The sequence below is a fragment of the Thermaerobacillus caldiproteolyticus genome, assembly GCF_013761245.1.
GTDB classification, from domain to species: domain Bacteria; phylum Bacillota; class Bacilli; order Bacillales; family Anoxybacillaceae; genus Thermaerobacillus; species Thermaerobacillus caldiproteolyticus.
On sequence record NZ_JACDUT010000005.1, the window covers coordinates 82,463 to 102,187 of the forward strand.

General features: G+C 41.3%; 20 protein-coding genes and 9 tRNA genes. 21 read left to right on the plus strand and 8 right to left on the minus strand.

From position 1 onward, the window contains the following. Positions 1-455: 455 nt before the first annotated feature. Both HNR31_RS09050 and HNR31_RS09055 read right to left on the minus strand, forming a co-directional pair. Positions 456-626 (minus strand): hypothetical protein, encoded by a 171-nt coding sequence (locus tag HNR31_RS09050; RefSeq protein WP_181555941.1) that lies wholly within the window; start codon positions 624-626, stop codon positions 456-458. Positions 627-708: 82 nt separating this feature from the next. Then, positions 709-909, minus strand: a complete 201-nt coding sequence (locus HNR31_RS09055) for a YppF family protein (protein ID WP_181555942.1) — start codon at positions 907-909, stop codon at positions 709-711. A gap of 167 nt (positions 910-1,076) precedes the next feature. Here HNR31_RS09055 and HNR31_RS09060 point away from each other — a divergent pair, with 167 nt between their 5' ends. Then, positions 1,077-1,412, plus strand: coding sequence for a YppG family protein (locus HNR31_RS09060; RefSeq protein WP_181555943.1), 336 nt, complete (start codon positions 1,077-1,079; stop codon positions 1,410-1,412). Between the two features lie 40 nt (positions 1,413-1,452). Here HNR31_RS09060 and HNR31_RS09065 read toward each other — a convergent pair whose 3' ends face one another. Next, entirely contained in the window at positions 1,453-1,707 is a 255-nt protein-coding gene (locus tag HNR31_RS09065; protein ID WP_181555944.1) for a sigma-G-dependent sporulation-specific acid-soluble spore protein CsgA, read from the minus strand. Next, a complete protein-coding gene (locus tag HNR31_RS09070; protein ID WP_181555945.1) occupies positions 1,707-1,895 on the minus strand; it encodes a hypothetical protein in 189 nt (62 codons plus the stop codon). The genes HNR31_RS09065 and HNR31_RS09070 overlap by 1 nt, the downstream gene beginning before the upstream one ends. 138 nt (positions 1,896-2,033) lie before the next feature. Between HNR31_RS09070 and HNR31_RS18675 the strand changes: the two genes are divergently transcribed. Further along, positions 2,034-2,168: a hypothetical protein gene (locus tag HNR31_RS18675; protein ID WP_258561040.1), complete on the plus strand. Its 135-nt coding sequence runs from the start codon at positions 2,034-2,036 to the stop codon at positions 2,166-2,168. 259 nt (positions 2,169-2,427) lie between these two features. Here HNR31_RS18675 and HNR31_RS09075 read toward each other — a convergent pair whose 3' ends face one another. Further along, on the minus strand, positions 2,428-2,895 hold the full coding sequence (locus tag HNR31_RS09075; protein ID WP_181555946.1) for an Hsp20/alpha crystallin family protein: 468 nt from the start codon (positions 2,893-2,895) through the stop codon (positions 2,428-2,430). Between the two features lie 273 nt (positions 2,896-3,168). Here HNR31_RS09075 and HNR31_RS18680 point away from each other — a divergent pair, with 273 nt between their 5' ends. From HNR31_RS18680 to HNR31_RS09100, 6 genes are all read left to right on the plus strand, one after another. After that, positions 3,169-3,291 carry a hypothetical protein gene (locus HNR31_RS18680; protein WP_258561041.1) on the plus strand — a complete coding sequence of 41 codons (123 nt, stop codon included), beginning with the start codon at positions 3,169-3,171 and terminating at the stop codon, positions 3,289-3,291. A 76-nt stretch (positions 3,292-3,367) separates the two neighbouring features. Continuing rightward, entirely contained in the window at positions 3,368-4,045 is a 678-nt protein-coding gene (locus HNR31_RS09080; RefSeq protein WP_181555947.1) for a response regulator transcription factor, read from the plus strand. Next, a complete protein-coding gene (locus tag HNR31_RS09085) occupies positions 4,042-5,448 on the plus strand; it encodes a sensor histidine kinase (RefSeq protein WP_181555948.1) in 1,407 nt (468 codons plus the stop codon). The genes HNR31_RS09080 and HNR31_RS09085 overlap by 4 nt, the downstream gene beginning before the upstream one ends. A gap of 193 nt (positions 5,449-5,641) precedes the next feature. Continuing rightward, on the plus strand, positions 5,642-6,202 hold the full coding sequence (locus HNR31_RS09090) for a glycerol-3-phosphate responsive antiterminator (RefSeq protein ID WP_181555949.1): 561 nt from the start codon (positions 5,642-5,644) through the stop codon (positions 6,200-6,202). A gap of 156 nt (positions 6,203-6,358) precedes the next feature. Beyond that, positions 6,359-8,023, plus strand: coding sequence for a glycerol-3-phosphate dehydrogenase/oxidase (locus HNR31_RS09095; protein ID WP_181555950.1), 1,665 nt, complete (start codon positions 6,359-6,361; stop codon positions 8,021-8,023). A gap of 356 nt (positions 8,024-8,379) precedes the next feature. Further along, a complete protein-coding gene (locus HNR31_RS09100) occupies positions 8,380-10,569 on the plus strand; it encodes an alpha-galactosidase (RefSeq protein WP_181555951.1) in 2,190 nt (729 codons plus the stop codon). A 28-nt stretch (positions 10,570-10,597) separates the two neighbouring features. Here HNR31_RS09100 and HNR31_RS09105 read toward each other — a convergent pair whose 3' ends face one another. Further along, positions 10,598-11,392: an EcsC family protein gene (locus HNR31_RS09105; protein ID WP_181555952.1), complete on the minus strand. Its 795-nt coding sequence runs from the start codon at positions 11,390-11,392 to the stop codon at positions 10,598-10,600. A gap of 143 nt (positions 11,393-11,535) precedes the next feature. Here HNR31_RS09105 and HNR31_RS09110 point away from each other — a divergent pair, with 143 nt between their 5' ends. The 4 genes from HNR31_RS09110 (at position 11,536) to HNR31_RS09125 (ending at position 16,588) form a co-directional block, all read left to right on the plus strand. Further along, entirely contained in the window at positions 11,536-12,720 is a 1,185-nt protein-coding gene (locus tag HNR31_RS09110; protein WP_181555953.1) for a galactokinase, read from the plus strand. Next, on the plus strand, positions 12,717-13,703 hold the full coding sequence (galE, locus tag HNR31_RS09115; protein ID WP_181555954.1) for a UDP-glucose 4-epimerase GalE: 987 nt from the start codon (positions 12,717-12,719) through the stop codon (positions 13,701-13,703). Before HNR31_RS09110 ends, galE begins: the two co-directional genes overlap by 4 nt. 2 nt (positions 13,704-13,705) lie before the next feature. After that, positions 13,706-15,241 carry a UDP-glucose--hexose-1-phosphate uridylyltransferase gene (gene galT, locus HNR31_RS09120; RefSeq protein WP_181556111.1) on the plus strand — a complete coding sequence of 512 codons (1,536 nt, stop codon included), beginning with the start codon at positions 13,706-13,708 and terminating at the stop codon, positions 15,239-15,241. Between the two features lie 339 nt (positions 15,242-15,580). Then, positions 15,581-16,588, plus strand: coding sequence for a LacI family DNA-binding transcriptional regulator (locus tag HNR31_RS09125; RefSeq protein ID WP_181555955.1), 1,008 nt, complete (start codon positions 15,581-15,583; stop codon positions 16,586-16,588). Between the two features lie 214 nt (positions 16,589-16,802). Here HNR31_RS09125 and HNR31_RS09130 read toward each other — a convergent pair whose 3' ends face one another. Together HNR31_RS09130 and HNR31_RS09135 are read right to left on the minus strand one after the other, a co-directional pair. Then, complete coding sequence (locus HNR31_RS09130) at positions 16,803-17,246, minus strand: Hsp20/alpha crystallin family protein (RefSeq protein WP_181555956.1); 444 nt, start codon at positions 17,244-17,246, stop codon at positions 16,803-16,805. Positions 17,247-17,722: 476 nt separating this feature from the next. Next, a complete protein-coding gene (locus HNR31_RS09135; RefSeq protein ID WP_181555957.1) occupies positions 17,723-18,004 on the minus strand; it encodes a hypothetical protein in 282 nt (93 codons plus the stop codon). 482 nt (positions 18,005-18,486) lie between these two features. Between HNR31_RS09135 and HNR31_RS09140 the strand changes: the two genes are divergently transcribed. From HNR31_RS09140 to HNR31_RS09180, 9 genes are all read left to right on the plus strand, one after another. Continuing rightward, a tRNA-Gly gene (locus HNR31_RS09140) sits at positions 18,487-18,561 on the plus strand. Between the two features lie 10 nt (positions 18,562-18,571). Further along, positions 18,572-18,648 (plus strand) — tRNA-Arg (locus HNR31_RS09145). A gap of 14 nt (positions 18,649-18,662) precedes the next feature. Further along, positions 18,663-18,739 (plus strand) — tRNA-Pro (locus tag HNR31_RS09150). A gap of 8 nt (positions 18,740-18,747) precedes the next feature. Continuing rightward, a tRNA-Ala gene (locus HNR31_RS09155) sits at positions 18,748-18,820 on the plus strand. An 8-nt stretch (positions 18,821-18,828) separates the two neighbouring features. Next, positions 18,829-18,921 (plus strand) — tRNA-Ser (locus tag HNR31_RS09160). 234 nt (positions 18,922-19,155) lie between these two features. Then, positions 19,156-19,228 (plus strand) — tRNA-Phe (locus tag HNR31_RS09165). 11 nt (positions 19,229-19,239) lie between these two features. After that, positions 19,240-19,324: transfer RNA gene (locus HNR31_RS09170), tRNA-Tyr, on the plus strand. Between the two features lie 5 nt (positions 19,325-19,329). Further along, a tRNA-Trp gene (locus HNR31_RS09175) sits at positions 19,330-19,400 on the plus strand. A 6-nt stretch (positions 19,401-19,406) separates the two neighbouring features. Continuing rightward, positions 19,407-19,479: transfer RNA gene (locus HNR31_RS09180), tRNA-His, on the plus strand. Positions 19,480-19,725: the final 246 nt, after the last annotated feature.

The window sequence follows — 19,725 nt, forward strand, 5'->3', positions numbered from 1 at the left end:
TAGGAATTCTTAAAAGTCAAGTATCTAAATGAACATCTTGGTTTATATTTAACTAACGGGCGTGATAGTTGAATAACAGAAGATTTGTTACTGCTGCTTAAAACCAATTTAAGTATTCATCTAAAATGAAATAATTATTTTTTGAATATCGTTCGGAATCGAACGGTGTTATGGGTGTTTAGAGTATTAAAATGAACCAACTTTATTGTAAGTGAACAGCAAAGATGGCACTTTGAGAGCGGAAGGAGATAAGGGGATAGGAAAAAGGGGGGGGTCATGTAGCAACTTCACCCACCATGTGCCCGCGCTGTCCTGCGCCGTGCGTCAGCGTGTCGAGTCCAACGTGCAAGTTTTTCGTATTCAGGGCTGGGACAGTCCCAAGACCTTGCTCAGTTTTCCTTCAGTGGATGACCTAGAAATCTCCCGCTTTCAAGCGAAGAGAAAGTGGGAGTGATTCAAAGGTCTTTTTCTACTTTCGCGGACACGGGCCCATTTTGTTCGGTGGCTACGTTCCCGATTTCATACTCGACTCGCTCTGTATGTTTTGGAGGGACATTTTCGCCACGCTTTGGTTTTTGGTGGTCATGACCTTTTAATTTATGCTGAAAATGAACGCCTCTACTCATTTTGAACACCTCCCTTGTTCATTAATTTGTGATGAAAGAACGAGAAATATGCAAAAAACCGAGAGGAAAGCGTTCCTCTCGGTTATAGTTCGATATATTCGTTGTTAAAATCTGGCTTACAGGCACCTGCCTTTTCCAGTTCACGAGCAATATCGCGATACTCAGCAATAGTGATTTCCCCGCGTAAATAAACTTGGCGTGCAAAATCAAGCAATTCATTCATATCGGTTGGTTCGTAATTTTTGGATGCGATAAATTTATGTTTAAACTCGGCTATGTTCATCGCACTCTCCCCCTTTGCGATTTCTTTACTACATAGTACCATAAACGGTTATGATTCATGTAAATTCAAAAAATTAAAACTTCCGACAATTCATGACATGTCCGTTTTCACTTTTTTGATTCATGACACATATACTAATGGTAGCTTAGAAAGTGGGGGAAGATGTTATGTACCGGTATCCTCATTCGTTTCCAACACCAAATTCTTCCTATTCACCATATCATGCTGCATTATATCAGCCATATCCATATTCCCAAGTGGCTCATCATTGGCCGGCTGGGCAACAAGTGTCACAAATGTCGCCTTATCCGACTCCCTATCCGACACCAAGCCCGGTTTTAAAGCCTCCGGCACCGGCTCTTCAGTCCATTATGTCGCAATTTAAAACTTCCGAAGGGACATATGATATTAATAAAATGATGAACACGATGGGACAAATGATTAATACGGTTAATCAAGTAGGCGGAATGCTGAAAGGATTAGTCAATACGTTTAAAGGATAATGATGGAATCCTCCACCAACATATGTGGAGGATTAATTTTTTAAAATAGTAACTCATACACCTCATTTAATTGATAAACGCGCTCAAAATCTCGCTCGTCCATTGCATATTTGATTTCATGTGGCAAAATGCGATCGAGAAAAGCGATTTCTTCTCTCGACAAGTCGCGGACAAACTCTTCTTCACTTGTATATGGCTTTGCGAGTAATTTTTTATAAATGTGACGAGGGATATTCGTATGATAATCAGTATAATTGGATAAAATTTCGCGCAAATAGCCTAATGTTTTTTCCATTACGATTCGTCCCCTTGGAAAAATGCTTCGAATGTCTTGCTGACACGTTGTGCCCCTTCGGCATACGGATTTTCTTCGGTGGCTTGTTGCGGATCAAGGTTTGTTTCAATGACTAATTTTGGCTCATGGGACGGTTCTGCAATGATGCGATCATTCAGCTGCTTAAAATCCGGTAGCGTTTTCTTCATGTTTTTTGGCACCTCCTACAAGTAGAGTGGGTCAACTATTAAGAAAGTATGTATGGCTAATTGAAAACGATTAATGGATATAAAAATGACATATGCTAATTAAAGAAGATCCATTTTTACACTAGGAGGTGAAACACGATGACAAATCGAAATGACAATCGCAGACCAAAACACAAATATCCAAATGATCAAGAAAAAGAGTGGGATATTCAAAAAGATCCCACACCAGAGGAAAACGCAAAATACGGAAGCAAGTCCCACAAAAATTCATAACACAAAGAAGATGAGAAGCGACCTCATCTTCTTTGAAGATTGTAGAACATTTGCCTTTGAGGAAGATAGGTGGCGACATTTCACCGTTGCCTACAGGATGTGGGCAGCTTTTAGACGAAATTGGATACCTTTGTTTTTCTTATTGTCCAGCTTCAGTTCGCAACGCTTTGTGGGAAATAACCTTTCGCCGTTGGAATGCAGGCATTTCTTAGCGGAAGAACACTTTTCGGTCAGCGGTAGGCGCTCGTTTCTGCTTTTCTTAATCAATATCGATGTATTTTCGTTTTTGCGGAAGGCGGATGATTAATCGACCGTCTTCAAATGAAGCTTTAATTTCTTTTTCTGTTACCGGGTAGGGTAAAGGAATAGTGCGCGTAATGTTTTGAGACATTTGCCGTTTTTGATATACATGATTTCCTTCATCGGTGGATTCGATGATTTCGTGATTTTTGACAGTCAAGTGTAAATAGTCATCTGTAAACTCTAGTTGAATTTGATCTCGTTTCACATGAGGAAGATGAGCGGTAATCGTGTAGTCATGTTTCGTTTCATGAACTTCGACTGGGATATACGCGTGTGAGAACGTTTTATGGAAATATTCATCGAGTGTTTCAAACATTTTTTTCAACGGTCGTTCGTCAAAAAATTGATCAATCATTCCCCATAAACGTTGGAAAGGTTCATCATCTTGCTTTTTCTTCATCGGAGGTTGAAAATGATCATTCATCAAGCCTATCTCCTTTCATTACTTGTTTCTTAGTTTAAATGTATGTACTACATGAAAAAAACGTCACTCTAATTTTTTTAGTGAAATTTAATGTATTTTTAAGGTTTTTTGTTTATGATGTAGTTGCAGTTGGTAATCAGAAAGCCGGCATTGCAATATTTGTCAGAGTAATATTTTTAGAAGCACATGTTCATTCTTCAATAATAATGCATCCGACGCTCTATCCATGTTCGACAACTCGATAGACCGGCAACAAAGAGGGAGGAGAACAGGATGCATACCATTCGTCTAATCATTACACTTTTTTTCTCAGGAACTGCTGTATCGTTGTTAGCATATCAGTTTGTGGAAATCGTTCATGCGTTTATTGATTTCATATTGGAACGACATTCGTAAGCAAAATGTGAATTGCTGATCGCGTTAAGCGGTTGGCATTTCTTTTTGATATGATACGGAATAGGAGGGAAAGAAAATGAACAAACGCATTTTAATTATTGAAGATGAAGCAAATTTGGCTCGGTTTATTGAGCTTGATTTAACCCATGAAGGGTATGAAGTATGCGTGAGTCATGATGGCAGGGAAGGATTGGAGATGGCGTTGTCGGAGGATTGGGGACTCATCCTATTAGATTTAATGCTTCCGAATTTAAATGGAATGGAAGTGTGCCGCCGGGTGCGGTCAGTGAAACAAACTCCGATTATTATGATTACAGCAAGAGATAGCGTATTCGACCGTGTTATGGGATTAGATAGCGGTGCGGATGACTATATTGTCAAGCCATTTGCGATTGAAGAATTATTGGCGCGAATTCGCGCTTTATTCCGTCGCGTCCAACTTCCTTCTGAAGGTGAACAAATATTAACGTTCAAAGACCTTACCGTTGACTTGAATGCACGCACGGTTAAAAAAGGAGACGAAATCATTGAATTGACAAAACGAGAATACGATTTGCTTGTGACGTTTTTACAAAATATCAATATTGTTTTGACACGAGATACATTGTTGAACAAAGTATGGGGATTTGATACAGAAGTTGAAACGAACGTCGTCGATGTATATGTCCGTTATTTGCGCCATAAATTAGACGAAAACGATAAGGAAAGTTATATCCAAACAGTACGCGGTGCAGGATATGTGATGCGGCCATGAAACTTTTTCGCATTAAAAACGTCTCTTTAAAATGGAAGCTAACGTTTCTTTCTGCGGCGGCCATTTTTATTATTTATTTTATTTTTACGAGCTTGCAATATGAGATTGTAAAACAATGGTTGCTGAATGAAGAAGAAAAAACAATGAAGAAAACCATCGAAGAAATTGAAACTTATTACGCGGAAAAACGTAATCTATCGTGGAAGGACGTTCGCGAAAGCGGGCAATTACTTGAAAAGTTAAACGAAAAATACCAGACCATCCGCGTTCTTGATGCCAAAGGAAACATCATTGTTTCTGTTTCCAACCATGCATCCGTTTCGCTGTCGCCGACTGCTGCTCCGAAAAGTCTGGAGATTGATTATCATTCTGTCAATGATGAACGATCAATTATTTTACGAAAGCCTTTACATCTTTCGTCCGTCAATGGGACGATTGAGATTGTTCGTCATCTTGCGAAATTTAAACAAATGACAAGAATGTTGTTTCTTATTATGACGTTAATCGGGATAGCGGCAATGATTACGAGCGCCTTCATTGGAATGTTTATTGCCCAGCATTTTGTAGGCCGGCTAAAGGCATTAACAAAAACGATGATGAATATTAAAAATAAAGGGTTTCAACAACGAATTGATATTCCACCTTCAAACGATGAAATGTCTAAATTAATGGTGATGTTCAACGAAATGATGGATGAAATTGAACATTCGTTTCATCAGCAAAAGCAATTTATTCAGGATGCCTCGCATGAGTTGCGAACGCCGATTGCCATTTTAGAAGGACATCTTTCACTGTTAAAACGCTGGGGAAAAAATAACCGCGACATCCTAGAAGAATCGTTAGAGGCTGCTTCCCAAGAGGTTGCCCGGTTAAAAACACTAGCGTTAGAACTTTTAGACTTGTCGCGTGCGGAAGTCATTACAGTTCCTGCGGATATTCCACCGCTCTCTCCGAAAGACGCAGTGGAGCAAACGGTAAGAAATTTTCGCGTTTTGTATCCAGCGTTTCAGTTTGTGGTGGACAATTTGTTAGAAGAGACGATATCAATTCGAATGACGAAACATCATTTTGAACAGCTCCTGTTAATTTTACTTGATAATGGGGTGAAGTATTCACAACAGCATAAGCGAATTACCATTCGCTTGAAAGAAGAAGGAAAATATGTATGCATTTCTGTAATCGATCAAGGAATCGGCATTCCTCGTGATGAATTAGAGAAAGTGTTTTTGCGCTTTTATCGCGTCGATAAAGCGCGAAGTCGTGAAAAAGGAGGAGTAGGGCTTGGTCTAGCTATTGCTAAAGAGATCGTTGATAAATACGGTGGACAAATTACGCTTCAAAGCGAAGTCGGAAAAGGAACGACAGTCGAGCTGTTAATTCCAAAAATGTCCTCTCTAACATAACGGAAGGTGAGAAAATATGGATCATTTTCATGAAGAAACCATTGTACAAAAAAAAGACATTCAACATGTCGTTGAAAAATTTCGCAAGAGGGGTATTAAAGTCAGTGCATGCAAACCGAGAATAATGTTGTCTTTATCTTGCTTGACAACACCTGTGACAAAAAGCAATGAATGAAGGAGGGAAAAGGAAAATTTGAACATTCATCAACAAAAAATTATTCCTTCCATCAAAACATTGAAAGACTTTGAAAAGTTTTTGAGCAGCTCATATGCACATGGAGTGTTACTAGAATTACATATTTCACAGCTAAAAAGCGTTTTTCAATACGCGCGCCAATGTGGAAAAAATTTAATCATTCATACCGATTTAATCCAAGGATTAAGCCATGATGAATATGCAGCGGAATATTTATGCCAAGAATTTCAGCCGTGCGGGTTAATTTCAACAAGAGGCAATGTGATTGTAAAAGCAAAACAAAAAAAGGTACTGGCGATTCAACGCATTTTTTTACTTGATTCGCATGCACTTGAGAAAAGTTACCAACTGATTGAAAAGACGCAGCCAGACTGTATCGAAGTCATACCGGGAGCGATGCCGCATATCATTCGGGAAGTAAAGGAACGGACGGGAAAACCGATTTTTGCTGGAGGGTTCATCCGCACTGTAGATGATGTCGAGCGCGCTCTTGAGGCAGGAGCGGTGGCTGTTACGACATCGAATAAAGAATTGTGGAAATATTACGAAACAAACTAGCGAACTTTTTACTAGGCAAACGTGCTGTTTTCGTTTATAATAAAAGTAAGTTAATAAGTTGTCAGGAGATAAGGAGAGACCATGCATACATGATAAGCGAAGGCTTGTCGTGTTTGTCATGGTCTCTTTTTATCTTTAAAAGGGAGGAGATTTTTCATGGGATCATCATTTTCTAGCGTCCAACGTTATCAGCGTTTAGAGGAGATGAGCCGAGAACGTTACGACATTCTTATTATTGGCGGGGGAATTACCGGTTGTGGGATTGCCTTAGACGCAGTCACAAGAGGCATGAACACAGCGTTAGTCGAGATGCAAGATTTTGCAGCGGGAACATCAAGCCGTTCTACGAAACTTGTACATGGTGGGCTTCGGTATTTAAAACAACTGGAAGTAAAAATGGTCGCCGAAGTTGGAAAAGAACGGGCGATCGTATATGAAAACGGTCCGCATGTCACCACTCCGGAATGGATGTTACTGCCAATTCATAAAGGTGGAACGTTCGGCAAATGGAGTACATCCATTGGCTTATGGGTGTACGATTATTTAGCGGGCGTGAAAAAAAGTGAGCGCCGCACGATGTTAAGCGCTGAGGAAACATTAAAAAAAGAACCGCTCATTAAAAAGGAAGGTCTCCTTGGAGGTGGCTATTATGTCGAGTATCGTACTGATGATGCCCGCTTGACAATCGAAGTCATCAAAAAAGCCGTCGAACAAGGAGCGCACGCGGTAAACTATGCAAAAGTAGAGGAACTTCTTTACGAAAACGGCAACATCATTGGCGTACGTTGCCGCGATCAAATCATCGGCCGCTCTTACGAAATATATGCGAAAAAAATTGTCAATGCCGCCGGTCCATGGGTTGATATATTACGAGAAAAAGATCGCTCCAAAAACGGAAAAATGCTGCGACTCACAAAAGGGGTTCATATTGTCATTGACCAAAAACGGTTTCCGTTAAAACAGGCCATCTATTTTGATACGCCGGACGGCCGCATGGTGTTTGCCATTCCGCGCGATGGCAAAACGTATGTCGGCACGACCGATACGTTTTACAATGATGATATCGCTCATCCAAAAATGACGTCCGATGATCGTGACTATTTAATTAACGCCATTAACTACATGTTCCCAAGTGTGCATATAGCAGAGAAAGACATTGAATCAAGCTGGGCTGGCGTGCGGCCGCTCATTTATGAAGAGGGAAAAAGTCCATCAGAAATTTCTCGTAAAGATGAAATTTGGCAGTCACCATCAGGGCTCATTACGATTGCAGGAGGAAAATTAACCGGCTATCGCAAAATGGCAGAAACGGTCGTTGATCTTGTTGCCAAGCAATTGGAAAAAGAGGAAGGGAAAACGTTCCGTCCTTGCCAAACGAAACATTTGCCGATTTCCGGGGGAGATGTCGGTGGTTCTCACAATTTGCCGGCCTTTACGGCAAAAAAAGCGGAAGAAGCGGTGCAGTATGGCTTTACGAAAGAGGAAGGGGAACGACTCGCCAAACAATACGGCGCAAACGTCGACCGCTTATTTGCTCTGAGCAAACAGTACGATGCAAACAGCGGGCTTTCCCGCGAGGAATTCGTTCGGCTCGTTTACTCCATTGAAGACGAAATGGTCGTCAAACCGGTCGACTATTTCATTCGCCGCACTGGTGCCCTATTCTTTGATATCGCTTCGGTCCGTCGTTGGAAAGAACGCGTCATCGCTTTCATGGCTGATTACTTACAATGGTCCGCCGAGCAAACAACTGTTTATACGAAGGAGCTGGAACAAGCACTGCATGATGCGGTCGTGCCATGCGACCAAAACGGTGTCTAGAATTTCTTAGACACCGTTTTTTATTTTAACTGTTAAGAATATGTGGATGGTAAATTCTAACCGATGACGGTACTGAATATTCTAGTAATGCAGAGTTAGGCGCTTATGAAAACGAGGATATCAGCTTCTTTTTTCGAGTAAACAGGGAAAATTGTATTTGAGCTTCCATCTCAAACTAAGAAATACAAATTACAAGTTTCTTCTGGTTTAGGTTGATCGGGTGGCGAATATGAAACGATTCAACCTAAGGAAAGAGGGCATAATTACATGCTCTCTTTTTTATACCTGAATAATAATGGCTTTATTGTAAAAATCACCTTTTTAGGAGTCACATCCGGGACTAAAGGGGGATTATCGTGGCTATTACATACAACATCGACACAAAAATGTTCCATTTGCAGGCGAAGGATACAAGTTATATTATGCAAACAGTGCATTCAGGATATTTAGCACATCTATACTGGGGAAAAAAGATAAGAACGGCTCATCTATCAAGAAAGTTACGGTTTATAAAGCGCGCCTTTTCTCCCAATCCTGATCCATCAGACCGAACGTTTTCTTTAGATACGTTGCCGCAAGAGTATCCGGCTTACGGCAATACAGACTTTCGCACGCCAGCTTATCAAGTGCAATTGGAAAATGGATCGACCGTATCGGATTTACGATACAAAACGCATCGAATTTATAAAGGAAAGCCGAAATTAGAAGGATTGCCAGCAACCTATGCGGAAAATGAAAACGAGGCGGAAACGCTAGAAATTTTTTTGGAAGATCGTCTGACACGTTTAAGTGCGATTTTGCTTTATACGGTATATGAGCAGTTGAATGTCATTACACGTTCTGTTCGTTTTGAAAATAAAGGCTCTGAACGTATTAAATTATTGCGGGCATTAAGCATGAATATCGATTTTTACGATGATAACTTTGATTTTCTGCATCTTTTCGGTGCTCATTGCCGAGAGCGGTATATAGAAAGAAAACCGCTTTTTGTCGGAACGCAATCGATCGAAAGCCGAAGAGGAGCAAGCAGTCATCAACATAACCCATTTATTGCGTTATTAAGAAAGAATGCGAATGAAGACGAAGGTGAAGTATACGGTTTTAATCTCGTGTACGGCGGCAATTTTCTTGCGCAAGTAGAAGTGGATCAATTTCATACAGCGCGTGTGTCGCTAGGGATTAATCCGTTTGATTTTACTTGGTTATTAGAACCGGGTGGATCGTTCCAAACGCCCGAAGTGGTGATGGTCTATTCCGATTGCGGGCTGAATGGAATGTCACAAACGTTCCATCAACTGTATCGAACGCGTTTGGCACGTGGATCGTTTCGTGATAAGGAACGCCCGATTTTAATTAACAACTGGGAAGCAACGTATTTTCATTTTAATGAAGAAAAAATTTTGCAAATTGCTGAAGAAGCGAAAGAATTAGGCATCGAACTGTTTGTATTGGATGACGGGTGGTTTGGTAAGCGAAATAACGACAAAAGCTCGTTAGGAGATTGGATTGTGAACAAAGATAAACTCCCGAATGGGCTAGCGAGTCTTGTGAAAAAAGTTCGTGACATGGGAATGCAGTTTGGCTTATGGTTTGAACCAGAAATGATTTCAGTCGACAGCGAGCTGTACCGCAAACATCCGGACTGGTGCCTTCATGTGCCGAACCGGCCGCGTTCGGAGGGAAGAAATCAGCTTATCTTAGATTTGTCACGCAAGGACGTGTGTGATTATATCATTTGTGCTGTTTCGGATATTTTGGCCAGTGCACCGATTTCATATGTAAAGTGGGATATGAACCGCCATATGACAGAAATCGGTTCTGCCGCTTTACCGCCTGAGAGACAGCGCGAAACGGCTCATCGTTATATGTTAGGCCTGTATCGCGTGATGGAGGAAATTACATCCCGTTTTCCACACGTCTTGTTTGAAGGCTGTTCTGGCGGCGGGGGACGGTTTGATCCAGGCATTCTCTATTATATGCCGCAAACATGGACGAGTGATAATACAGACGCGGTTTCGCGTTTGAAAATTCAGTATGGTACGAGCCTTGTTTACCCAATTATTGCCATGGGAGCTCATGTGTCGGCTGTTCCCAACCATCAAGTTCATCGCATGACCTCACTTGATATTCGTGGGCATGTTGCGATGTCGGGGAATTTTGGCTACGAGCTTGATTTGACGAAGCTAAGCAAGAAAGAAAAGGAAATTGTTAAGCAACAAGTCGCTTTTTATAAAGATATTCGCCGTCTTGTGCAATTCGGAACTTTTTATCGAATAGTAAGTCCGTTTGAAGGAAATGAAGCAGCATGGATGTTTGTATCTGAAGACAAATCAGAAGCGTTCGCTGCTTATTTTCGAGTGCTAGCAGAAGCAAATGCCCCTTTATCTTTCTTGCGGCTCAAAGGACTTGACCCTGACAAAAATTACGAGTTAATAGGTAGCGGAGAAGTATATGGAGGGGATGAACTCATGTACGTGGGACTGAATGTGCCGAAGCGCCACGGCGATTTTATTAGTGTCATCTGGCGATTAAAAGAATATCGCTAATGGAAAAAGACCGGTGTCTAAAATGTAGCTAGACACCGGTTTCTAGTTGAGCAAGCTTTTCTAAAATGCGGCGTTTTCTATACAACATTTTTCCTGTTTTAGCAATATCCTCAATAAAACTTTTATTGAACATTGCTCCAAAGATAATTCCGACAATCGGAACAAATTGAAAGAGCTTTTTCCACCCATATTGATCGCGAAATGTCATGATGACTTCGCGCCATCCTTGAAGTTGGGAAAATACTTGTTGATGGTCGTTGGAGAACGAAGTGAGCTGCTCAAGAATCGCTTTTTTTCCTACGATGTCAGCAGCAGTAAACTGCAAACATTTCACGATAAAAAGCCGCTCTTTTTTTTCTTTCGGATTGTATCCGTAGGCAATCGCAATTTCCTGCAATGTCTTTAGTGCGAGACCAAGGAGTGTCGGAATATCGATGGCGAGCGTAAAAACGCCGCCGATACCGGTAGTCGCACCTTGATATTGGGCAAACGTCACTCGTGACGTAATAATCTCATCACAAACGCGATCCATCGTCTCAAGAGGAGCATGTGCAACCTGTTCGAGTGTCGGAATGGTGCCGTCTTCCTTAAATTTTTCTAAAATATTTTGCTCTTTTACAAGATATTGCCCACCCGTTTGAATATATCCACCAAGTTCATCCAACAACTGTCCGAGCTTTTTATGTACGAAGTTTGGTGTTAATTTATCCAAAATCTTAAATGGCAACCGCCCAATCTTTTCCCAAAACCATAGATCTTTTTGGTCTTGTTCCCATTGGTTAATCTTTTTGAGTTCATCCTTCAGAAATAGTTTTGTTTCCATTCAGCAACCTCCCTTATATATAAAATGGATTGATTAGCTGTCTATTATACGTTTTAAAAAAAGAATTGTTTCAAACTTCATTGATTCTTCATAAAATTTTTACTAAAATATTTACTATAATTGGTGGGTTAGGGGGCATAAAGATGATGGAGCAATTAAAAGAAGATTTTATTGCGTTGTTTGGTGGTGTAAAAGAGAAAGTTCGTATTTTTTTCGCCCCGGGGCGTGTGAATTTAATCGGTGAACATATCGATTATAATGGAGGGTATGTGTTGCCGTGTGCGCTGCAAATAGGCACGTATGCGCTTGTGCGAAAAACGGGGAATCCATTCATTCGGTTTTACTCTAAAAATTTTCCCGAAGAAGGTGTGATTACTGTTTCGTATGAGGACTTATCGTATCATGTAAAACATGGATGGGCGAATTATCCAAAAGGGATCATCACTGCATTTCAATCATTTTGTCCTATCCATACGGGATTAGATATTTTGTATTACGGGAATATTCCGAATGGGGCAGGATTGTCATCTTCGGCTTCCATCGAGCTTGTAACCGCTGTTATGTTGAATGAAGTATTTGAGCAAAACATTGACATGATAGATCTTGTGAAATTAAGTCAAAAGGTAGAAAATGAATATATCGGCGTTAATTGCGGCATCATGGATCAATTCACGGTAGGAATGGGCAAGTTGGACCATGCGATACTATTAAACTGCCAAACATTAGAGTATCGCTATTTACCTTTGGAAATGACCGATTGCACGATTGTCATTGCAAATACGAATAAAAAGAGGGGATTAGCGGACTCCGCTTACAATGAAAGGAGAGCGACATGTGAAGCTGCCTTTTTGAAATTACGGCAACATGTGAACATTGAGTCACTCGGCGATTTGACAAGCAAACAACTCGAGCAATACGAACATCTTCTTTCTCCGGTGGAGAAAAAACGTGTTCGACATGCAGTGACCGAAAATGAACGAACAAAGCAAGCGGCTAACGCTTTAGAGCAAGGCGATTTATTCCGTTTCGGCGAATTAATGAAGCAATCCCATATTTCGTTGCGCGACGATTATGAAGTGACAGGAACAGAACTTGACACCCTTGTCGAAGCGGCATGGAAACATGAAGGGACCATTGGGGCCCGAATGACGGGGGCAGGATTTGGTGGCTGTACAGTGAACATTGTGAAGGATGAATATATCCCTTCTTTCATTGAGCAGGTCGGACGCGAGTATACGCAAAAAAGCGGATATGAAGCTAGTTTTTACGTCGTAAAAATTGGCGATGGAGCCAGAGAGATCACAGAAGAAAAGGAGATGAGATTATGATTCTTGTTTGCGGCGGCGCTGGCTATATTGGCAGTCATGCCGTTTATCGTTTAATCGAAAAAGGGGAAAAGGTGGTTGTTGTTGATAATTTGCAAACAGGGCACCGAGAAGCTGTTCATCCGGAAGCAATGTTTTACCAAGGTGATATTCGCGACCGCACTTTTTTAAGAGAAGTGTTTCAAAAACACGACATCGATGCAGTTATTCACTTTGCGGCGAACTCTCTTGTTGGCGAAAGCATGCAAGAGCCGCTTAAATATTATGATAACAACGTATATGGTACACAGATTTTATTAGAAGTAATGAACGAATTTGGCGTTAAACAAATTGTTTTTTCGTCGACAGCAGCCGTCTATGGGGAGCCGAAACAAATTCCAATTGTCGAAACAGATCCAACTACTCCAACAAACACGTATGGAGAAACGAAATTAGCGATGGAAAAAATGATGAAATGGGTCAATCGTGCTTACGGAATCCGCTATATTTCGTTGCGTTATTTTAACGTCGCCGGGGCTTATGGCACAGTGATTGGCGAAGACCATGACCCGGAAACGCATTTAATTCCATTGATTTTAAAAGTGCCGCTTGGACAGCGAGAAGAGATTCATATTTTTGGGGACGATTACGACACGCATGATGGAACGTGCATTCGTGATTATATTCATGTCCTCGATTTAGTCGATGCTCACATTCTGGCTGTAGAAAAATTACGGAGCGGGTCAGAAAGTAACATCTACAATTTAGGAAACGGTAATGGATTTACTGTTAAAGAAGTGATTGAAGCGGCACGAGTTGTCACAGGGCATCCAATTCCTGCCCGGGTGATGGCACGGCGTCCGGGTGACCCAGCAAAGCTTGTCGCTTCTTCGGAAAAGGCAAAACGTGAGCTCGGCTGGGAACCAAAATATCCAAACATTACAGACATTGTCGCCTCCGCATGGGAATGGCATCAGGCAAAACCAAACGGATATCGAGGTGCTTGATGTTGGTCAACATTTACGAAGAGATTGAAAAGCTAGTTCAATACGGAATCGCCAACGGATTGCTTTATCCGGAAGATGCCATTTATACTCGGAACCGTTTGCTAGCTACGTTAAAGATTGAGGATTGGAAACCGGTAGAGGTTGAGATTCAAGAGAATCTCTCCTCTCCTTCTCCAGTTTTAGCAAATATAGTAGATTGGGCATACGAAAACGGTCGACTACAGACAAATACGACAACCGAACGGGATATATGGGACGCGAAGCTGATGAATTGTTTAATGCCGCGTCCATCGGAAGTTATTCGCGAATTTTACGGACGGTATGTTAAACGGCCGGAAATGGCGACAGACTGGTTTTATTCGCTCAGCAAAGCTTCAAACTATATTCATGTGGATCGAATTGCGAAAAATAAAAAATGGAAAGCAATGACGAACTATGGAGAAATCGATATTACGATTAATCTATCAAAACCGGAAAAAGATCCAAAAGAGATTGCAAAATTAAAAGATTTGCAGGCATCGACATATCCAATGTGCGTGCTTTGCGCGGAAAATGAAGGATATGAAGGGACGTGGCGCCATCCGGCTCGCTCCAACCATCGCGTCATCCCGATCACGTTATTAGATGAACCATGGTGTTTTCAGTACTCTCCGTATGTATACTATGACGAACATTGTATTGTATTTAGCCGCGACCACGTCCCGATGAAAATGGAGCGAAACACATTTGCGCGATTGCTTGCGTTTATCGAAAAATTTCCGCACTATTTTATTGGCTCCAACGCTGATTTACCGATTGTTGGCGGCTCGATTTTGGTGCACGATCACTTTCAAGGCGGAAAATATACGTTTGCGATTGAACGAGCTGAAATGGAGGAAGAATTTGATTTGCCTTCCTATCCCTCATTGACCGCTGGAATCGTTCGTTGGCCAATGTCGGTGATTCGCGTTCGTGGCAGAAAAGAGGAAGTGCTCGAAGTAACGGATTTAATTTACCGTACATGGAAAGCATATAGCGACCCGTCTGTTGATATATACGCCCAAAGCGGCGATACCCCGCATAATACGGTAACACCTATCGCTAGACGACGCGGGGAGCTATTTGAAATGGACGTCGTTTTACGCAATAACCGGGCATCGGAGGAGCATCCATACGGCATTTTCCATCCTCATGCAGAATTGCATCATGTTAAAAAAGAAAATATCGGTTTAATTGAAGTTATGGGGCTTGCGGTGCTGCCGGGAAGACTTGCAACGGAACTAGAAACATTAGCCGAGTATCTCGTGCAAAAAACGAGAAAAGAAGACTGGGCCCCCTCGCTTCTCAAACATTGGGACTGGTATGAAGAAATATCCGATACGTACCCTTCGATTACTGCAGAAAATGTGTCAGGCATTCTTCAGCATGAAGTAGGAGAACGCTTTATAACCGTATTAGAGCACGCTGGTGTTTTTAAGCAGACAGAGAAAGGAAAAAAAGCGTTTCGCGCTTTTTGTCAGAAAGTGAGGGAGAACTGTCTTGATGAACGACATACTTAGGGGTTGGGAAAACACAAGGTGGCTATCGGAGTGATCACAATCTTGCGCTCGAACCATGTACCGTAATCTATATGATCATTTATACGTCGCTGATGCGATTCGGAAAGCTGCTTTTGTCGAAGCAAAACGGGCGGTTCCACATCGGGATAAGAGGAGAATGAAGAGAAATTACGCCATTTGCATCTAAAATATTTGAAAAGGTTTGTGACGATCAATAATTGGCAACCAAAATCATAAAAGCGTTGAAGAGCATAGGACTGACATTTCAAGAAGAAATGTAATGGTTCAAATGACATCTAGGAACTAAAAAGCGTAAAGGAAGTGAAATGTTTTTCATCGATGGCAACATTAAAAGAAATCGCAGAAAAAGCAGGTGTATCCGTGGCGACCGTATCACGTGTCTTGAATTATGATACGACTTTGTCGGTATCAGACGAAACAAGAAAACGAATTTTTGAGGTAGCCCAAGAATTGAACTATAAAACATTGCGGGAGCGCAATCAACAGACAGCAAAGGACCGATTACGATTTGGTCTTGTTCATTGGTATTCTGAGCTACAAGAATTAGGAGATCCTTATTACATGGCTATTCGTCTCGGGGTTGAGAAAGAATGTTTTCACCGTCAAATTGAGCTTGTCAAGCTGTTTAAACAAAATGATTCCTATCATTCTGAATGGCTAACTGCTCTTGATGGCATTATCGCGATTGGAAAGTTTGGTCCAAAAGACATCGAAGTGTTTACGTCTAGTACGAAGCATATTGTATTTGTTGATTTTTCACCCGATGAAGAGCAATTTGATTCTGTTGTTGTTGACTTTCGCCAATCTGTGCTGGAAGTATTAGACTATCTCATCGAGCTTGGTCACGAGAAGATTGGTTATATTGGCGGGCGTGAATATGTAGATGGAGAAAGTCTCATCAAAGATGAACGCGAAGCGACCTTTTACGAATATTTGTATTTAAAAGGAATGTATGACCCGCAACATGTATTTATCGGCCATTTTACTGCTGAGGATGGATACCGCTTGATGAAACAAGCCATTTCTCATGGCGCGTTGCCAACCGCCTTTTTTATCGCGAGTGATTCCATGGCGATTGGGGCCTTACGGGCGCTCCATGAAGCAAAAATTAAAGTTCCGGATGATGTGTCAATTGTTGGCTTTAATGATATCCCAACGTCTAAATTTATGCAACCTCCATTAACGACCGTGAAAGTATATACGGAATTTATGGGAGAGACAGCGGTGGAATTGTTAGTCGAACGGCTAACGACAAAGCGGCATATTTCAAAAAAAGTCGTCGTTCCAACAAAGCTCATCATTCGCGAAAGCAGCCATGTTCGCTGAAAATCTATGACGAAATAGAAAAAAAGGTGGAGCCAATGTTCCACCTTTTGCATTTCTATTCGCTTGATAGAGGCACTTTTCATGGAAACAGCCGTAAGGACAACCCGTTACTTAATGTCGTTTGAAGAGGGAGTTTCAAGCGCTTTGTATGTAGTTGTTAAACTCAAAAGCATTTGCAGTATCGAAAATCGGCAACTTCGTTTGAAGAAACGAATTAATGGAACTCAATATCGACGTGCTTTTTCTGATCGGACATCATTTTTGGAATATGAATATCAAGTACGCCGTTTTTATAAGTGGCTTTAATGTTATCAGCCGTGGCATCCGATGGTAATGTAATCGAGCGCTGGAAGCGACCGAAAAAGCGCTCGCGGCGATGCATTTGTTCTTCTTTAATATGTTGATTCCGCTGAATCGTGCCGCTAATGGTCAATACATGATTGTGAACATCGATATGAACATCCTCTTTTCGCTCAAGTCCTGGAATATCACAGGAAACGATATATTCACTCTCTGTTTCATGCATATCAATGCGCGGCATTCCCATATGTTCGTCCATATGTGCGAACAAAGATGGGAATTCATTTGAGAAAAAACGATTAAAATCTCGTCTCATTGTTTCTAAATAGCGAAACGGATCGTAAGGAATCAAAGACATAAAAATCCCTCCTTGACATCATTTCGCTACATAGTCTGTTCAAATGTCATTGTTTTATGCGAAACAAATCAAACAGGAAAATGAAAAGGGAAAATCCCTTCTGGAGTTGTTATTGCTGATGGTTTAAATGAACAAAAAACGAATTTACATCAGTCTGGAATTATAAGAGGTAGATATAAGTGTCCTGAAATCTGGCAATTAGGTCATAAGATAACTGTATGCGTCGGAAGCAGAAAATACAGAAGCGATGTTATTTTGGCTTATACCGACAGGAACACAAACAAGGAAAGAGAAGGAGCTTATCGGATATGATCAAGATGGAAATGATGGTTGGTGTTTGACGATAGATCTATCCAATCGATGGTTACATCCTCATCTGCATATGGTGATAGGGGATGATCCGGTTGCCAATACGGATCATAAACGTTGTAACAAAATGAAGACAAAAGAAGGTAAGCTCCGAATTGGCTTACCTTCTACAGGGCTATTCGTTCCATAATATCTGTATGAAGCTGAATTAGTGCCAGTTTTTCCGTTTCAGTTAGAGAGGACATGATAACCCTTTTAACAGCATAATAAAATTTCACTTCGGGAGATTGGCGGACGCGAGGATGAGTCATTTCATCGCGCAATTCTTTTTCAATCGCCTCATAAAGAAGAGATTTACAGCTTTCCTCCGTTAGTTCTGCTTTTGTTAAAGAACGGTTCGACCACAATGTTCGATATGCTTCGAATAGTTGAATAAACGAAAGCCCCATACCATTCATTCCTTTCTTATCTATACTTAGTATTGTTTTTTAGTTAAAAGATTTACTAAAGTTCGCTAAACGAGAACACATTATTATTAGTTGATGAGGGAATCGACGAAATAAAAGAAAGAATTGAAAGCCCTTTTTCGACGTTTAACAAGCTAAGATACAAGAGTGAGAAATTTACTTAATTATTTAATAATAATAGCAAAAACTAATGGAAGTGCACATTTTTTAATCATGAACAAAAACTCCTGAAAAATGTATTGACAAAAAAATAATAAAACTATAAAATTAAATGCGTCGTTAATAAAATGATCGCAGATGTCTTTGAATCATTAAACGTCATACAGTTAAAGAAATTATATTGACAATGCAATTCGTTTGTTTATAATAGTACTTACGGAAAGGGCTCATGGACTTTGATATATCTTGAATTCCGTTATGGTTCTTCATGAACATCATATAGTCATGATGATTGGATTTTATTTGCGGAAGTAGTTCAGTGGTAGAACACCACCTTGCCAAGGTGGGGGTCGCGGGTTCGAGTCCCGTCTTCCGCTCCATGGAAATCATGCGCTCGTAGCTCAATTGGATAGAGCATCTGACTACGGATCAGAAGGTTAGGGGTTCGAATCCTCTCGAGCGCGCCATTTATTCATTGGAGCGGGAAGTAGCTCAGCTTGGTAGAGCACATGGTTCGGGTCCATGAGGTCGCAGGTTCAAATCCTGTCTTCCCGACCAGCCAACGAGGGGCCTTAGCTCAGCTGGGAGAGCGCCTGCTTTGCACGCAGGAGGTCATCGGTTCGATCCCGATAGGCTCCACTCATATTGGAGGAGTACCCAAGTCTGGCTGAAGGGGTCGGTTTCGAAAACCGATAGGGGTGTCAAAGCCCGCGGGGGTTCGAATCCCTCCTCCTCCGCCATACATACTTTACTTATCAATAAATAGTATACATATATATTCGATTGATAAAGCGATACTTAGTAAATTTGTAAGTTGTCCTGATAATCTTTCCTTCTCTGATTGTTTAGAAGAGAAAAGGGGAATAAGTAAATTTCCTTGCAGCACACTACTCGAATTGATAATTGAGAGGCTATCTGTGAGTAGGGCGAAGGAATTCAGAGTGAAAATGGATAAGATTTGCATATTTTAATGTGGCTCGATAGCTCAGTCGGTAGAGCAAAGGACTGAAAATCCTTGTGTCGGCGGTTCGATTCCGTCTCGAGCCATCTTTTTATAGGGAGGGGTAGCGAAGTGGCCAAACGCGGCGGACTGTAAATCCGCTCCCAGTGGGTTCGGCGGTTCGAATCCGTCCCCCTCCACCATGTTTAGGGGCATAGTTTAATGGTAGAACAGAGGTCTCCAAAACCTCCGGTGTGGGTTCGATTCCTACTGCCCCTGTAAATGGCGGCTATGGCGAAGTGGTTAACGCACCAGATTGTGGCTCTGGCATGCGTGGGTTCGATTCCCACTAGTCGCCCTTTTTGCATATCATTATAAATACTTACATAACTAGCACAAAACATTTTGTTATTGATACGTCAATGTTGGATTATTTCACGAATTTCCTTACAGAAATTCTCAAAATAATCCTGCGGTATGAATTGTAACAGCTAGAACCGATTCATTGTCGAAATTATTTCGTGGATTTCCTTCAGAAATCCCCAAAATAATTTCTGCGGTGCCAATTCACGAAGTTAGTTCTGAGATGTTTATTCATGATGGT

Excerpts from the sequence above, each read along its gene's own strand:
- HNR31_RS18680 (WP_258561041.1), top strand. The coding sequence starts at position 3,169 with ATGCATACCATTCGTCTAATCATTACACTTTTTTTCTCAGGAACTGCT.
- HNR31_RS09135 (WP_181555957.1), bottom strand. The coding sequence starts at position 18,004 with ATGGGGCTTTCGTTTATTCAACTATTCGAAGCATATCGAACATTGTGG.
- HNR31_RS09050 (WP_181555941.1), bottom strand. The coding sequence starts at position 626 with ATGAGTAGAGGCGTTCATTTTCAGCATAAATTAAAAGGTCATGACCAC.
- HNR31_RS09055 (WP_181555942.1), bottom strand. The coding sequence starts at position 909 with ATGAACATAGCCGAGTTTAAACATAAATTTATCGCATCCAAAAATTAC.
- HNR31_RS09110 (WP_181555953.1), top strand. The coding sequence starts at position 11,536 with ATGATGGAGCAATTAAAAGAAGATTTTATTGCGTTGTTTGGTGGTGTA.
- HNR31_RS09130 (WP_181555956.1), bottom strand. The coding sequence starts at position 17,246 with ATGTCTTTGATTCCTTACGATCCGTTTCGCTATTTAGAAACAATGAGA.
- HNR31_RS09065 (WP_181555944.1), bottom strand. The coding sequence starts at position 1,707 with ATGGAAAAAACATTAGGCTATTTGCGCGAAATTTTATCCAATTATACT.
- HNR31_RS09070 (WP_181555945.1), bottom strand. The coding sequence starts at position 1,895 with ATGAAGAAAACGCTACCGGATTTTAAGCAGCTGAATGATCGCATCATT.
- HNR31_RS09105 (WP_181555952.1), bottom strand. The coding sequence starts at position 11,392 with ATGGAAACAAAACTATTTCTGAAGGATGAACTCAAAAAGATTAACCAA.
- HNR31_RS09060 (WP_181555943.1), top strand. The coding sequence starts at position 1,077 with ATGTACCGGTATCCTCATTCGTTTCCAACACCAAATTCTTCCTATTCA.
- HNR31_RS09095 (WP_181555950.1), top strand. The coding sequence starts at position 6,359 with ATGGGATCATCATTTTCTAGCGTCCAACGTTATCAGCGTTTAGAGGAG.
- HNR31_RS09075 (WP_181555946.1), bottom strand. The coding sequence starts at position 2,895 with ATGAATGATCATTTTCAACCTCCGATGAAGAAAAAGCAAGATGATGAA.
- HNR31_RS09080 (WP_181555947.1), top strand. The coding sequence starts at position 3,368 with ATGAACAAACGCATTTTAATTATTGAAGATGAAGCAAATTTGGCTCGG.
- HNR31_RS09125 (WP_181555955.1), top strand. The coding sequence starts at position 15,581 with ATGGCAACATTAAAAGAAATCGCAGAAAAAGCAGGTGTATCCGTGGCG.
- HNR31_RS18675 (WP_258561040.1), top strand. The coding sequence starts at position 2,034 with ATGACAAATCGAAATGACAATCGCAGACCAAAACACAAATATCCAAAT.
- galE (WP_181555954.1), top strand. The coding sequence starts at position 12,717 with ATGATTCTTGTTTGCGGCGGCGCTGGCTATATTGGCAGTCATGCCGTT.
- HNR31_RS09085 (WP_181555948.1), top strand. The coding sequence starts at position 4,042 with ATGAAACTTTTTCGCATTAAAAACGTCTCTTTAAAATGGAAGCTAACG.